The sequence below is a fragment of the Streptomyces sp. 2P-4 genome, assembly GCF_030167965.1.
Lineage (GTDB): Bacteria > Actinomycetota > Actinomycetes > Streptomycetales > Streptomycetaceae > Streptomyces > Streptomyces globosus_A.
Genome location: NZ_CP095011.1, coordinates 6,524,703 through 6,537,558 on the forward strand (window position 1 = coordinate 6,524,703; position 12,856 = coordinate 6,537,558).

General features: G+C 77.8%; 7 protein-coding genes. 2 read left to right on the forward strand and 5 right to left on the reverse strand.

Features of this window, described 5'->3' with window-relative positions; genetic code table 11:
- Positions 1-40 precede the first annotated feature (40 nt).
- Entirely contained in the window at positions 41-1,690 is a 1,650-nt protein-coding gene (locus tag MUK52_RS29100) for a phage tail sheath family protein (protein WP_284581393.1), read from the reverse strand.
- 325 nt (positions 1,691-2,015) lie between these two features.
- Between MUK52_RS29100 and MUK52_RS29105 the strand changes: the two genes are divergently transcribed.
- Both MUK52_RS29105 and MUK52_RS29110 read left to right on the forward strand, forming a co-directional pair.
- On the forward strand, positions 2,016-3,797 hold the full coding sequence (locus tag MUK52_RS29105; RefSeq protein ID WP_162793252.1) for an AfsR/SARP family transcriptional regulator: 1,782 nt from the start codon (positions 2,016-2,018) through the stop codon (positions 3,795-3,797).
- Between the two features lie 133 nt (positions 3,798-3,930).
- Complete coding sequence (locus MUK52_RS29110; protein ID WP_284581396.1) at positions 3,931-5,535, forward strand: peptidoglycan-binding protein; 1,605 nt, start codon at positions 3,931-3,933, stop codon at positions 5,533-5,535.
- Between the two features lie 39 nt (positions 5,536-5,574).
- Here MUK52_RS29110 and MUK52_RS29115 read toward each other — a convergent pair whose 3' ends face one another.
- The 4 genes from MUK52_RS29115 to MUK52_RS29130 all read right to left on the reverse strand — a co-directional run bounded on the left by MUK52_RS29115 (position 5,575) and on the right by MUK52_RS29130 (position 12,623).
- Positions 5,575-7,773 carry an ATP-binding protein gene (locus tag MUK52_RS29115; RefSeq protein WP_284581398.1) on the reverse strand — a complete coding sequence of 733 codons (2,199 nt, stop codon included), beginning with the start codon at positions 7,771-7,773 and terminating at the stop codon, positions 5,575-5,577.
- Positions 7,770-8,405, reverse strand: coding sequence for a Pvc16 family protein (locus tag MUK52_RS29120; protein WP_114056181.1), 636 nt, complete (start codon positions 8,403-8,405; stop codon positions 7,770-7,772). Before MUK52_RS29120 ends, MUK52_RS29115 begins: the two co-directional genes overlap by 4 nt.
- A 118-nt stretch (positions 8,406-8,523) precedes the next feature.
- Positions 8,524-9,204, reverse strand: coding sequence for a helix-turn-helix transcriptional regulator (locus tag MUK52_RS29125; RefSeq protein WP_114056180.1), 681 nt, complete (start codon positions 9,202-9,204; stop codon positions 8,524-8,526).
- A 257-nt stretch (positions 9,205-9,461) separates the two neighbouring features.
- Positions 9,462-12,623, reverse strand: a complete 3,162-nt coding sequence (locus MUK52_RS29130) for an AfsR/SARP family transcriptional regulator (RefSeq protein ID WP_284581401.1) — start codon at positions 12,621-12,623, stop codon at positions 9,462-9,464.
- Between the last annotated feature and the right edge of the window lie 233 nt (positions 12,624-12,856).

Genomic DNA, 12,856 nt, shown 5'->3' on the forward strand with positions numbered 1-12,856 from the left:
ACGAATCGGGTCAGGGGTGGGGCTGCGGGGGCCGCGGCGGTCACTCCTCCAGCTCCCCGCCCCCTCCGGAGAACTGCGCCAGGCGGAACACCACGAACTCGGCCGGCTTGACCGGCGCGATGCCGATCTCGCAGACGACCCGTCCCAGGTCGACCGACTCCGGCGGGTTGGTCTCCTCGTCGCACTTCACGTAGAACGCGTCCTCGGGCCGCTGGCCGAACAGCGCACCCGTCCGCCATTCGTTGACGAGGAACGCCGAGATGTTGCGCCGGATCCGCGCCCACAGCGCCCGGTCGTTCGGCTCGAACACCACCCACTGGGTGCCGACGAGGATCGACTCCTCCAGGTAGTTGAAGTAGCGCCGCACGTTCAGGTAGCGCCACGCCGGGTCCGAGGCCAGCGTGCGCGCCCCCCACACGCGGATGCCGCGGCCCGGGAAGGCGCGGATGCAGTTCACGCCGACCGGGTTGAGGAGGTCCTGCTCGCCGCGGGTGATCTGGAGCTCCAGGTCGACGGCGCCGCGCACGATCTCGTTGGCAGGGGCCTTGTGGACGCCGCGCTCGGCGTCGTTGCGGGCCCACACGCCGGCCATGTGCCCGGACGGCGGGACCACTTCGGCCTGGCCGGTGGACGGGTCGAAGACCTTGATCCACGGGTAGTAGAGGGCCGCGTACCGGGAGTCGTATCCGGCCGTCTCCATACGCCACTTCCGGACGTCCCGCGCGTTCAGGCCGGGCGGCGGGTCGAGCAGCGCCATCCGGTCGCCCATCAGCTCGCAGTGCGCGACCATGCCGAGCTGGACCGCCTTGACCTGTTCGAGGTCCAGCAGGCCCCGCCGGTACGCGGCCATCAGGTCGGGCGCGGCGACCATGGTGATCTCGTCGAGGGCTTCCAGGCCGCCGAAGCCGGTGCGGTCCGCCGCGTCGCCGAGGAACCGGCCCGAGTCCAGGCCCGGCCCGGCGGCGGCCGGCACCTGTGCGGCGGCCGGCACGGCCGCGGGCGCGGCTGCGGGCGGCGGCGCCAGCGTCAGCGACTGCGCCTCCGGTCGCGCGGCGGCGGTCCCCGGCACGGCCTCCTCCACCGTGATGGTCCTGGACCGCTGGCGGACCTGCGCGACCACGTAGTTCCGCGCGGACTTGCGGGCGCTGACGTCGAACTCCTCGACGACCGCGTCCCCGTCCTTGACCAGCAGCCTGAACCGGTCCGCGCCGCCGGCGCCGCCCGAGGAGCCCTCGCCGCCGTCGGCGTCCTGCACCTCGACGGTGAGCGGGCCGGCGCCGGACGGCGCCGCCGCCAGGGCGGCCACCTTGAACGACCCGAGGACGGCGGCCTCGCCGGCCGCGCCCTCCTCCGGCACCGCCGCCGCACCGCCGACCGCCGCGGCCGCGACCCTGGACGGTGCGGGGACCGCGGCCGCCGGGTCGGCGCCGCCGCCGACCCGCACCACGTACGCGGCCGTGCCGCCGTTGTCGAAGAACCCGTACACGGCGTGCGCCAGGTGGCAGCCGTCCGTGAAGTCGCCGAACTCGGCCACGTACTGGGACCAGTTCGTCACCAGGGTCGGGTCGTTCAGCGGTCCGCACGGAGCGAGCCCGACGAACGCCGCGACGGACGTGCCCGCCCCCTCGATGGGCCGGGAACCGCTGGCGACTTCCTCGACGTACACGCCGGGGGAGAGGTAGTTCGGCACGGGAAGCTGCTCCTCGCTGCTGATCGGGCGGCGGGCCGGGACGGCGTACCGCCCGCGGCGCGGCCGTATCCGCTGGTCGGACCGACCATCGCCGACCGGGGCACCCGCGCGGGAGGACCGTCCGGACCGCGTCGGGGGCAGCCCCGCCTTCCCGCCCGGACACCGGCCGCGCCCGAACCCGCAGTAACGTTCCCCTTCGGGGGAACGCGGCGGTCCAGGAGAAGAGGGGCGATTCGTGGGGGCGTACGGCGGCACGGACGGCAGCAGCGGAGGCGGGGGCCGAGGCGGGGGCGTGCCGGGGCTCCGCTTCAGGATGCTCGGCCCGATGACCGCGCACGCCCCCGACGGGACCCCGCTCGGCCTCGGCCCCAACCAGCAGCGGGCCCTGCTGGCCGTGCTCCTCCTCCGCCGCGGCCGCCCCGCCCCCATGGCCGACCTCCTCGGGGCACTGTGGGGCGAGCGGCCGCCGCCGCGCGCCGTCGGCACCCTCCGCACGTACGTGTCCCGGCTCCGCACCCTCTTCGAGCCCGAACGGCCCTCCCGCGCCCCCGCCCGCCTGCTCGTGTCCGCCTCCGACGGATACGCGCTCCGCCTGCGCGACCCGTTCCTCGACATCGCCGAGTTCGAGCGCGGCATCGCGGAGGCCGCCCGGCTGCGCACCGCCGGCGCGACCGGGGACGCGTACCGCACGCTCGGCGAGGCGCTCGGGCTGTGGGCGGGCACCCCGCTCGCCGGACTGCCCGGCCCGTACGCCGAGACCCAGCGCGACCGGCTCACCGAGATGTGGCTGACCGCCCGGGAGGACCACTTCCACGGCGCGCTGGAACTCGGCCTGGACCGGGACACCGCGGCCGTCGCCGACCTGCGCGCCTTCGCCGCCGAACACCCCTTGCGGGAACGCGCCCAGGCACTCCTCATGCTCGCCCTGCACCGGGCGGGCCGCTCGCGCGAGGCGCTCGCCGTGTACGGGTCCACCTGCGACACCCTCGCCCGCGAACTCGGCACCGGGCCCGGCCCCGAGCTGACCGCCCTCCACCGCCGCCTCACCGCCCGCGCCGCACCCGCGGCCCCGCCGCCGGCGCCCGCGCCGCGGGAAGCGCCTCGCCCTGCGCCCGCCGGGACCGGCCCGGCGGGCCGGTGCCTCGCCGGCCGGTCCTCGGAACTCGCCCTGCTCGACGAGGTGCTGGCGGGCACCGGTTCCGGTGTCCCCGTCGCCGTACTCACCGGCATGCCCGGCATCGGGAAGACGGCCCTCGCAGACCGGGCGGCCGCCCTGTCCGGGCCCCGCTTCCCGGACGGGGTGCTCCGCGCCGACCTCGGCGCCGGCAGCGCCCGCGCCCTCGCCGGCCTGCTGGGCGCGCTCGGTGTGCCCGCGCAGGCCCTGCCCGACGGCATCGAGGCGCGCGCGGCGCTCTACCGCTCCCTCCTCGACGGCCGGCGCGTCCTCGTCCTCCTCGACGACGCCCGCGACACCGCCGGCCTGCTGCCCCTGCTGCCCGCCGCCCGGGGATGCGCGGCCCTCGTCACCGCGCCCGGTCGCGGCCTCGTCGTCCCCGGCGCCCGGCTCGTCGACGTCCCCGAACTCGACGACGACGCGGCGCTCCTGCTCCTCGGCGCGGCCGCGGGCGAGCAGAGGGTGCGCGCGGAGCCGGACGCCGTCCTGGACCTCGTCCGCCAGTGCGCCGGGCTGCCGCTCGCCCTCCACCTCGCAGGGACCCGGCTGCGGCATGAACCCGCCCTGACGGCGGCCGCCCTCGCCTCCCCCGACGGCGGCGGCCTCACCGCCCGGCTCCGGGCCGGCGGCCGGTCCGTCGAGGACGCCTTCCGGCGCCGCTGCGCGACGCTCGCCCCCGCGGCCCTGCACATGCTGCGCGCGACGGCCGCCGCCCCCGACGGGTTCGGGCCCGCCGCCGCGGCCGCGCTCCTGAACGGCGGCGAGCCGTCCGGCGCCGCGCCCGCAGCAGCCGCCGGAGCCGCCGTACCCGAGGCCGCCGACCTGATCGAGGCGATCGTCGACGCGGGACTGCTGCGGCCCGCGGCCAGCGGCCGCTACCGCTACCACCCCCTGGTCCGCGCCTACGCCCGCCACCGCCTCACCGCCGCCTGACCGGCCGACCGCCGGACCGTGACCGCCCGCACGGGGTCCGGCCGTACAGGGGTGCCGGGCGGACAGGCAGGAGTGCCCGCGGGAGGGGACGTACGGGCAGGGGACGGCGCCCCCGCGCCCCTAGCCTTCCCGCATGACGATGTGGACCACTCTCGATCCGGTTGCCGTGGCCGTCGACCCCGGCAGCAGGGCGACCGCCCGGCTCCGGGTGCGCAACACCGGCGACACGGTGGAGGAATACCGGCTCTCGATCGTGGGCGACCCGGCCGGCTGGAGCCGTATCGAGCCCGACACGCTGCGCCTCTACCCGGGCAGTGAAGGGTCCGCGGAGATCTCCTTCGCGCCGCCGCGCACCCCCGGTGCCCCGGCCGGGCCCGCGGCCTACGGGGTGCGGGTCGAGCCGCGCGAGAACCCCGCCGTGCGGGACGTCCTGGAAGGCCGGGTCACGGTCGCCCCGTTCACCGAGGTCCGTGCCGAACTGGTGCCGCCCCGCACCGCCGCCCGGTTCCGCGGCCGGGCCGCCGTCGCCGTCGACAACCTCGGCAACACCCCGCTGACCGCGTCCGTCGGCGCCCGCGACGAGTCAGGCCGGCTGTCGTTCGGCGTCCGCCCGGGCAGCGTCCAAGTGGCGCCGGGCCGTGCGGCGTTCGTCGAACTGGAGGCCACCCCCCAGGCGACCCGGTGGACGGGCGCGCCCGAGACCCACCGCATGACCGTCTCCGTACGGCGCTCCGGCGACGCGGCGGCCCTGGAGCTGAGCGGGGAGTTCGAGCAGCGGCCGGTGCTGCCCGCCTGGCTCGTCGCCGTCGGCGGGCTGCTGGCCGCGGCCGCCGTCGCGTTCGCCGTGCTGTGGCTCGGGTTCTCGCCGAAGGTCGCCTCCGCGGCCGGGGAGAAGAAGGCCGAGGCGGGGGCCCCGCTGCCCGGCGCGCTCGGCAGCCAGGGCCCCCTCCCGCCGGCCCCGCCGCCGCCCGCCGAGCCGGGAGCCCTCCCCGGAGGCGGAGCCCCGGGAGGCGGAGACCCGGCAGCCGGCCTCCCCGGGGGCGGCTCCGGCGCCGCCGCGGGCTCCGGCGGCGGGGGCGGGGGCGGAGGCGGAGGAGAAGGGGGAGCCGCCCCGCCGCCCGCGGCCGGGAACCAGGGCGGGGCGGCCGCACCCCAGGGCCCGCCCTGGCGGGCCGGATACCAGCCCGACGTCGTCGTGCACTACGCACAGCGCCGGCTCGCCGCCCTCGGCAGCGGCAACCCGTGCACCCTGAAGGGCCAGTGGCGGGAAGGCGTCATCGACGCGGCCACCGAGGCCTCGCTGATCTGCTACCAGCAGGCCGTGATGGCCGACGGCAAGACCACCCGCGCCCTCACGGCCACGGACAAGCCGCTCGGCACGCTGGGCCGCGCCACCCTCGCCTCCCTGTGGATGCAGGGCGTCACCGCGGGCCGACTGACCTCCGGATCACGCAACTTCGAAGTAACCCAGCTGGACGCCGCCCTCCGGTGGGCGGGCCAGGCCACCATCTCCGACGCCGACCTCCAGGCCGACCGGGCATTCGCCCGGCTCGGCGTCGACTACTTCACCTCCGGCGGGCGCAACGCCGCCGCGACGCCGTACGACGCGAAGATGCGGGCCAAGGTGGAGCAGTACCAGCGGCAGGTACAGCTCCCGGTCACCGGCGTCGCGGACAGCCGGACCATCAACGCCCTGCTCGGCGGCAGCGTCAACGGCACGGGCCGGCCCGGCCGCTGAACGGCGGGCCGCCCGCACGGGCGGCGGCGCGCGTGCCGCTCAGGGCCGCCAGGGGGCCGCGGTGCCGGGGATCAGGCGGCCCGCCTTGAGGTACTCGCGGCGGGCGCCCTCCCGGACGTCCCCGGCGGTCACCGGCCCCAAGCCGCGCCTGCGCGCCGCATAGCAGGCCGTGAGTGCCGCCGCCCGGATCGAACCGCCGGCCAGCTCGAACTCCGCTGCCAGGCAGTCCAGTTCCGCTGCCACATCCGGCCCGGTCGGCGCCCCGGCCAGCGCGCTGCGCCACAGGTCGGCGCGCAGCGCCGCGTCCGGGAACGGGAAGTCCACCACCAGGTCCAGCCGCCGCGTGAACGCCTCGTCCACGTTCGCCCGGAGGTTCGTCGTCAGCACGGCGATCCCGTCGAAGCTCTCCAACCGCTGGAGCAGGTAGGCGCTTTCGAGGTTCGCATACCGGTCGTGCGATCCGCGCACCTCCGACCGCTTCCCGAACACGGCGTCCGCCTCGTCGAAGAGCAGCACCGCGTCCGTGCGGTCCGCCTCGGTGAAGATCCGCTCCAGGTTCTTCTCCGTCTCCCCGACGTACTTGTCGACCACCGAGGACAGGTCCACCACGTACAGGTCGAGGCCGAGTTCGCCCGCCACCACCTCCGCCGCGAGCGTCTTGCCCGTGCCCGACACCCCCGCGAACAAGGCCACCACCCCGCGGCCGCGGCCGCCGCCGGTGCGCAGGCGCCAACCGGACAGCACCTCGTCGCGGTGCCGGGCGCGGGCCACCAGCTCGGCGACACGGGCCTGCTCCTCGGACGGCAGCACCAGGTCGGCGAAGCCGACCGCCGGCCGCACCCGCCGGGCCAGCCGCCCCAGCAGCGGGGCGGACAGGCGGCGCGCGGTGAGCCGCACATGGTGCTCGGCGAGCTCCGCGCCCTCCAGTGCGGCGAGGTCCCGGGCAGTACGGGCCACCTCGGCGAGCTGCCCGCCGCTCAGCCGGTACGCGGCCAGCGCCCCCGCCGGCCCGGCACCGAGCAGGGCTGCGGCCTCGTCGCGCGCCCCGCCCGGCGCCCCGGCGGTGTGCGGGCGGGCGCCTTCGAGCGGGATCAGGGGGACCTCGGGAGCCCAGTCCGGGTCGTAGGGATCCGGGCCCGCGAACACGGTCGTGGTGTCGGCCGCGGCGACCGACCGCATCAGCGGCCCCGGCTCCGCCGGGACGGGCGCGACGACCACCGCCGTCCCCGGGCCGCGCAGCCGGGCCTCGCGCCGCAGCAGCGGCCCGAGCCGCGCGGCGTCGCCCGCCGGACCGCCGTCCCCGGACCCCGCGCCCGCCGGCGGCCGGTGCACCAGTACGGTGCGCCCCGCCGCCCGCAGGGCCTCGACGACCCGCTCGGCGCCGCCCTCGCCCCGCCGGTCGAGCAGATGGACGGTGACGGGCCGAACCGCCCGGGCCAGCAGGACCGCCGGATCGGCCCGGTCCGCCCGGCCCGAAGCGGCTGCACCGGTCGCACAGCCTGCACCGCCCGGCCCGGACCCGGACCCGGCGTCGGCCTCCGCCTCCGCCTCCGCCGGGCCCGCCCCGCGCGCCGGTGCCGTCCCGCGGGACGGCTCCAGCAGGACCACCCCCGCCGCACACAGCTCCGCGTCGAGCCCGTCGTCGCCCAGCAGATGGGCCACGACCCGCTCCGGGACGCGGAGCGCCCGCCCCGGGAGCGGCCGCTCCCCGTCCTCCAGGAGGAGCAGCCCGCCCGCCAGGAGCGGCGCCGCCGCGTGGAAGCGGGCCCGCGCCCGCGGCATGTGCGGACCCGTCCCCGCGAGCTCCAGAGCCAGCGCCACCGAGGCCCGGCGCCGCCCGACGTCGTCGTTGAGGTACCCGTAGAGCGGCTCGAACCGGCGGTCGACGTCGGGCGCCGCCGCCGCGAGCAGGATCCGCAGGTCCAGCGCGGACAGCCCGAAGGCGCGGACGAGACCGCCCAGCCGGTCAGGCCCGTCCGGCCCGCCCGTGCCCGCACCGTCGCCGGCGTCCGGCTCCGGAGCCGTGTCCGCGCGGGCGTCCCCCGGCCCGTCCGCCGCAGCCGTCGGGGCGTGCGGGCCGTCCGCGGCGGCCCGCAGGGCCGACTCCGACGACACGTACAGCCCGCGCAGCGGGTCGTGTGCCGTGGGGTCGTCCGCGGCCCGGGCCGCGACCAGCCCGGCCGCCTCCCGCCGCAGCCGCGCCAGCCGGTCCAGCAGGATCCCCGCCGCCGCGCTCACCGGGCCTGCCCCCGCGCCTGCGTACGCAGCATTCTCGGCCGGGAGCCGCCCGGCCGGCCGTCCTTGCCGCGCACCGTGACGACCGCGCCCTCCGTGACCGGCGGCCCCACCGGGTAGACGGGCGTCACCGGGAACGGGACGGCGATGACGACGTCCAGCGACGGCTTGAACTCCCCGCCCAGCGCCGACCACACGTCCGCGGCGGACCGCCCCTCGGAGGGCGGCACCCCCACCGACAGCGGGATCGACGACCGGTACGCCGCTATCGCTTCCGGCACCTCCTCGGGCGGCAGCGCCTCGTACGGCAGCAGCGCGGCCAACACGCCTGCCAGCATGCGGTGTTCGTCCTCCGGCCGCGCCGTCCACGCGGTCAGCAGGTAGGACAGCCGGAACCAGCGGGCCGGCTGCCGCCGCTGCACGACGGCGCCCCGGGCGTCGCGCTCCGCGTACGCCCCGCGCTCCCGCCGGGAGACGTCCTCGCGGATGTCGTACAGGAAGGCGCTGACGGTCGGGGCGGTGCGGCGCGCCGCCCACTCCCGGGTGGGGGCCTCCAGGGCGATGTCGCCGGCCCCCTCGGGCAGGGCGCCGCGGCGCAGCAGGCGCCGCAGCGCCTCGTCGATCTCATGGATCATGGGAAGTGGTGTCCTCGGTACAGGCGGGTCCCCGGCCGTCGGGCAGCCGGCCGGATCCGGCCATCGGGTGCGGTGCGGTGCGGTGGTGCGGCAGGTGCGGTGCGGCCGGCGCGGAGCCCTAGATGTAGCCCTCGCGGAGTGCGTAGGCCACGGCGTGGGCGCGGTTGGTGAGCTGCAGGCGGGTCATCAGCCCGTGCAGGATGTTCTTGACGGTGCGTTCGGAGTACGCGAGCTTGTCCGATATCTGCCGGGTGTCGAGGCCCTCCGCGATCAGCCGCAGGACGTCCGTCTCGCGCGGTGCCATGCCGAACAGCGGCGCCGAGGCGCTGCCCGTGCAGACCGACGCCGTCTCGGAGCGGCGCAGCCGCCCCACCTGGCCGAGCACCCGGCTGATCAGGTCCGGCGGCAGGACGCCCTCGCCGTGCGCGGCCTGCCGGACCGCCTTGGCCAGGCTGCCCTCCGTGGCCTGGTGCCGCCACAGGATGGCCCGTACGCCGTACTCGACGACCGTCAGCAGCTCCGGTTCGCGCAGCTCGCGGGCGATCAGGACGACCCGCTGGTCGCCGCCGCGCAGCACGCGCCGCAGCTCCGCCGCGGCCCTGTCGTCCACCCGGTCCATCAGCATCACGGCGACGTCCGCGGCCGCCGTCCGGCCGTCGCGGTCGCGGACCGGCGGGACGATCTCCACCGCGGGCTGGCGTTGCAGGTGGCTGACGACGCCTGCCCGCCCGAGGGGGTCCTCGGCGTGGATCGTCACGGTGATGCGGTCGGTGATGCGGTCGCTCGTCGAAACCGGCATGGGTGTCCCTTCCTTCCCACGGGGGTGCTGCCGCAGACAGGCTGGAGGAGCCGGATCAACAGCACATCGACGTTCGATGGGTGACCGCGCGGTCCGTTCCGGCGCGGCCGCCGTGCACGGGCGGCCCCGCCCGGCAGGACCGGCGCCCGGCCCGCGCGTGCCCGTACGGACACCGGAGGGGTGCGGTGTGCGCGGCTCCCCGCCCGGCGGGCGACCGGGCGACGCGACTCCCCACCCGTGGAGAGGGGGTGACGGGGCTACAGGCCGGCCAGGAGTTCGCGGACCTGCGCCGCCTCGGCCGGGCGCAGCCGGTCGAAGATGCCGGCCGCGCGCTCCAGCCGCTCCCGCGCCCCCTCCCGGTCACCCAGCCCGGCGAGGGCCGTCCCGACGACCTGCAGGGCGCGGGCCTCCGCCAGGGCCCAGCCCTTCTCGCGGCTCACCTCCGCCACCCGCTCCCCGGACTCCACCGCCTCGCGGTGCCGGCCGGCGGCCAGGTGGCAGTAGCTCACCTCCCACCGGGAGAACAGCTCGATCGTGGCGTACCCGGCCTGCCCCGACAGGGCGGCGCCTTCGCGCAGGTACGCGATCGCCTCCTCGGGGCGGCCCGACTGCCGCAGGATGCCCCCGAGGACGTACAGCGTGTACGACAGCCGGTAGGCGTCGCCGTCCGCCCGCGCCGAGGCCAGGCTCCTGCGTGCGGCCGCGTCGGCCTCGGCGAGGCGGCCCAGGCTGCTGAGGGTGTGCGCCGAACAGGCGCGGGCGTTCTCCGCGCCCCACCGGCTGCCGCACCGCTCGCCGACCGCGACGGCCTGCCCGTGCAGTTCCAGCGCGCGCTCCAGGTCGCCCCGCGCGTACCACACCAGCGCCTGGCAGGTCCGTATCTCGGTCAGCACCGCCTCGTCGCCGGAGGTCTGCGCATCGGCGGCGGCCGCGGCCAGCACCGACTCCGCCTCGTCGGTGTGGCCGAGCTGGTACAGCCCTCCGCCGAGCATGTACCCGAGCCGGCCCGCCGCGCGACGGCGGCCCTGCCCCCGTGCGGCCTTGAGGACGGCGCGGGCCGGCTCGATCAGCGCCGCCCACAGGAACGTGCCGTCCAGGACGGGGTCGAGGGCCAGGACCAGGTCGGCGACCAGGTCGACGGCGGACGGGTCTGCCCGTACCGTCTGCACCGCCACCGCCAGCACGGACTGGTGCCGGCCCGTGAACACGCGGTGCGCCTCGCCCGGCACCTGCATCCGGGTGCCCGGCGAGCGGGTCGGGTGGAGCATGCCGGGCACCGGGTGGCCGGGGCGTTCGACGGCGTACGCGTTGCGCGCCGACGCCAGGTGGTGGTCGACCAGCCGGACCAGCGCCTCCGCCCCGCCCCCGGGGCCGTCCTCCTCCGCGGAGCGGGCCCGCGCGAACGCGCGCAGGAGGTCGTGGAAGCGGTAGCGCTGCGGGGCCGGCGACTCCAGCAGCCCGAGCTCCGTCATCCGCTCCAGCAGCTCCTCGGCATGCGCCGGGTCGATGCCGGCCAGCGCGGCCGCGTCCGCGACGTCCGCGTCCTCCTGCTCGGGCAGCGCCAGCAGCCGGAACAGCCGCGCCTCGGCCGCGTCCAGCAGCTCGTAGCTGAGGCGGAAGCAGGCCTCCACCCCGTCCTCCCCGCCCGCCTCGGCGGAGAACGGTGTCCGCCGCCCCTCCAACAGGTCCCGGAACGCCGCCAGGGACCAGCCCGGCCGGGTCGCCAGCCGGGACCCGGCGATGCGTAGCGCGAGCGGCAGCCCGCCGCACAGCGCGGCCAGCGCGGCCGCCTCGGCGGGCTCCGCCTCGATCCGCTCCCGGCCGACGATCCGGCCGAGCAGGCGTACGGCGTCCCCGGCGGGCAGGACGTCCAGGCGCAGGCGGAGTGCGGCGGGCAGGCCGGCCAGGGTGCTCCGGCTGGTCACGACGACCGCGCAGGCGGACGAGCCCGGCAGCAGCGGCTCGATCTGCCGGACGTCCCGGGCATCGTCGAGGACGAGCAGCATCCGCTTGTCGGCGACCCGGGACCGGTAGAGGCCGGCGCGTTCCTCCACACCCTCCGGAATCGCCGAGTCCGCGACGCCGAGGGCGCGGAGGAACGCCGCCAGGACGGCGCCGGGCTCGGCAGGGTCCTCGCGGACACCGCGGAGGTTGGCGTACAGCTGCCCGTCGCGGAAGTGCGCCCTGAGGCGGTGCGCGGCGTGCAGCGCGAGCGTGGTCTTGCCGACGCCCCCGATGCCGCCGACCGCCGAGACGACCACGGCCGGCGGGCCGCCGGCGTCCGCGGCGGGGGCGCCGGACGCCGGGGTGAGGGCCTCGACGAGACGCCGGGTGGCCGTCTCACGGCCCGTGAAATCCACTGCCACGTACGGGAGCTGCGCGGGGGCGGGGAGCGGGGGAGCGGCCGCCCGGAGGTGCCGGCCGGTGCTCGTCGCCGGGGGGTGGAGGCCGGACTGCGCCGCGGCGGGCCGTGTCTGCGGCGCCTGCGCCGGCCCGGCATGCGCGGCCGCCGCGGGGTGCTCCGTACCGGGTCCGGGGGCGACCGCCGCCGCGGTGCCCGCCGCATCGGACCGAACCGGTTCCTCCGCCGCAGGCAGGATCCCCGCAGCGGGCGCCGTCGGCCGGGCGGGGGTGCCCGCAAGGACTCCGTCCGCCGCGGGCCTCTCCCGGGCCGCCCCCGCGGCCGGGCCTTCCGCCCGTGCCGGCGTCGGCCGGGAGGCTGCTGCCACCCTGCCCGCCTCCACCCGGGCGGGCCGCCCGCCCTCCCCGGGCGGCGCCGCCCCGGCCTCGTCCGCCCTGCCCGCCCGCGCCAACGCCTCGGCCCACAGGGTCCGCAACCGCCCGTTCAACGGGTACTCCGCGCACAGCGCGCCCAGTTCCGGGACCAGCCGGGCGTGCAGCCCCCGCGCCAGGTCCGCCTCCACCCGCTCCAGCAGCACCGACAGCCGCAGCTCCGCCAGCCGCTCCCGCTGGATCCGGGCGAACGGGCCCGGCAGCCCGGCCAGCGGCACCCCGCGCCACCGGGCGAGCGCCGACTCCAGCAGCCGCGCCCCGGCGTCCGGATCGCCCGCAGCCACCAGCTCCCGCCCCCGGGCCGCCTCCGCCTCGAAGTCGGCCAGGTCGACCGCACCGTCCGGCACGTCCAGCGCGTAACCGCCGCCCTCCGTCACCAGGCAGGGCCCGAGCACCCGCCGCAGCCGGTACACGTACGAGCGGACCGTGCCCGCGGCGGTGCGCGGGCCCGCCTCACCCCAGATGCCGTCGATCAGCTCGTCCAGACCCGCCACGCCCGGTCTGCGCACCAGCAGGATCGCCAGCACCAGCCGCTGCTGCGGCGGGCCCAGCGGGACGTCCACCCCGCCCCGGGCGGCCTGCACCGGCCCGAGCAGCGAGAAGCGCAGCACGAACGGATCACTCACAACGGCCCCCTCCTGCGGTCCTTCGGTCACCCGGCCCCCGCCGCACCGGCCCGCGGCCCCCACCCCTCCACGGCCCCCACCCCGGTACGGCAGATCCTCGCAGGTCGCGGGCCCCGCCCCGGACCAGCCGGGCGCGATCCGGCCGGCGGACGGCCGATTCGGGTGCTGTACGGGCCGTTGTAGGCTTGCCGTACCGGATGGCCGGTACATCCTGTTGGGTGCAAGGGTCGTAC